This is a genomic window from Candidatus Eisenbacteria bacterium (assembly GCA_030017955.1).
GTDB lineage: Bacteria > Eisenbacteria > RBG-16-71-46 > JASEGR01 > JASEGR01 > JASEGR01.
The window spans coordinates 1-1,987 of record JASEGR010000194.1; the positions used below are offsets into that span (position 1 = coordinate 1).

1 protein-coding gene is annotated in these 1,987 nt (G+C 53.5%); it reads right to left on the reverse strand.

Translation table 11 applies throughout. The features are described from left to right. Positions 1-172: 172 nt before the first annotated feature. A complete protein-coding gene (locus QME66_13590) occupies positions 173-1,294 on the reverse strand; it encodes an IS630 family transposase (GenBank protein ID MDI6809978.1) in 1,122 nt (373 codons plus the stop codon). Between the last annotated feature and the right edge of the window lie 693 nt (positions 1,295-1,987).

The following is a 1,987-nucleotide window of genomic DNA, read 5'->3' on the forward strand; positions in this document are numbered from 1 at the left end:
CTTTTCTTCGTTCCTTTCGATTACGTTACTAATGATCTTCCACGCGAAGGGTGGTATCTCAAGGGCACTGCGACCCTTCGCTTGAAGATTGAAACGTAGGCCTTCCCACTTTTTTAATTCGGGGATCACTTTCAGCTGTTCTAGTGCGGTGTCCCGTAAATAACTAGACATATCACTCTTCCCGTTTTTGGCGCCGGGGCTGCGTGCAACCAGGCTGGATGGACTCCAGTTTGGCCCGAGCCCGCTCGATCTTACGGAGGATGTCCTCCAACTTGGCCGTCCAGACAAACGGCTGCGGGTCGGCATTCCAGGCGGCGAGAAAGGTTTCGATGGCCTGCACCAATTCTGGGACGCTGACAAAAGCACTGCGCCGGATCGCTTTCTCCGTTAACTCCCCAAACCACCGCTCCACCAGGTTCAACCAACTCGAACTGGTGGGAATGAAGTGGGGCACAAACCGCCGATGGGTTCTCAGCCAGGCTTGCACCTGCGGTGTCTTGTGCGTGCCGTAATTGTCCAACACCAAATGCAGTTGCTGCTCCCCAGGAAACTCCCGGTCCAACCGCCGCAGGAATTTCAGAAACTCCTGATGGCGGTGTCGGGCTTGGCACTGCCCGATCACCTTGCCGTCCAACAAACTTAAAGCGGCAAATAGCGTGGTCGTGCCGTGGCGCTTGTAGTCGTGGGTCATCGTGCCACACCGACCCTTCTTCAACGGCAGTCCGGGCTGTGTCCGATCCAGCGCCTGAATCTGGCTCTTCTCATCGACACACAGTACCAGTGCCTTCTGCGGCGGATTCAGATACAAACCCACCACGTCGGTCAGCTTCTCCACAAACTTCGAATCCCGCGACAGCTTGAAGGTTCGGCTGAGGTGAGGCTTGAGGTTATGCAATTGCCAGAGCCGGTTGACCGTGTTCTTGCTCACGCCTTTGGCCTTGGCCATCAGTCGGCAACTCCAGTGGGTCATGCCCTTGGGCTTGGTCTGCAAGGTGGCAGCAATCAGCGCATCGCGCTGGGACAGGTCGTACTGCGGTTTACGACCCCGACCGGCTTGTGTCTCCCAGACCGCGTCGATCCCGGCTTCCAGGACTCGCCCCCGCCACAGTGCGGCGGTATGGCGGTTGACTCCACAGGCAGAAGCGATGGCCAAGTCTTGTTGTCCCGCCGCAGCGGCCAAGACCAACCGACACCGCAACGCGACCTGCTGCGGCGTGCCGTGGGCCGACTGCCACTGCTGCAGCCGCGTTTGATCCGCAGCCGACAATTCCACTGATGGACTGGTTCTCGCCATGCCAGGAATCATAGCACCTTTCTCCCAATATGTCTAGTTATTTACGGGACACCACACTAGCTGTAGAGGCGGCGATATTTTTCGGAACTCTCTAACATCACACCCGTACGGCCAAGACCAAAAGAATTTCCGCCGACTGTTGGATGTTGCCTCCCAGATGACTGGAAAATCTTTCCCAACATCTTCATTACTTACCCTACTTGCGGTCTCCTGAGACATTCCGAAATGCTTCATCAGGAGCGGCACTGTAAGTTGCTTCTTTGACTTTCGATAGACAAGAATGAGATCGCCTTTTCTTGTTTCTGGCTCGCAGCTCCAGAACACTTCGCGTGGGAGTTCGCGAACCCCACCTTCAAAGAGATAGTTTTCCAGTCCCGCGTAAAAGAGCCAGTAACGTCTCTCGGAAGTCGAGCGCTTCCCGCTCAGGATCGCCTCTAGCAACCGGGAAAGTATCATCTCGTGCGCGGGCCCCTTTCGGATGAGTTATTTGAACCCTAACAAGGATTATACCGCCTAAATTAGGGGTATTATTTTACGGCTATTTATAAAATTCATGTTGTAGATATATAGAAGTACATGTACTATGTCAACAAAATAATACTATTAAAGAATAAATTACTGAAAGTGGGTTACTCTATGGAATTACTAGATCAGTTGCGTGATGCGATTCGAAAAAACATAATAGTTCACCCC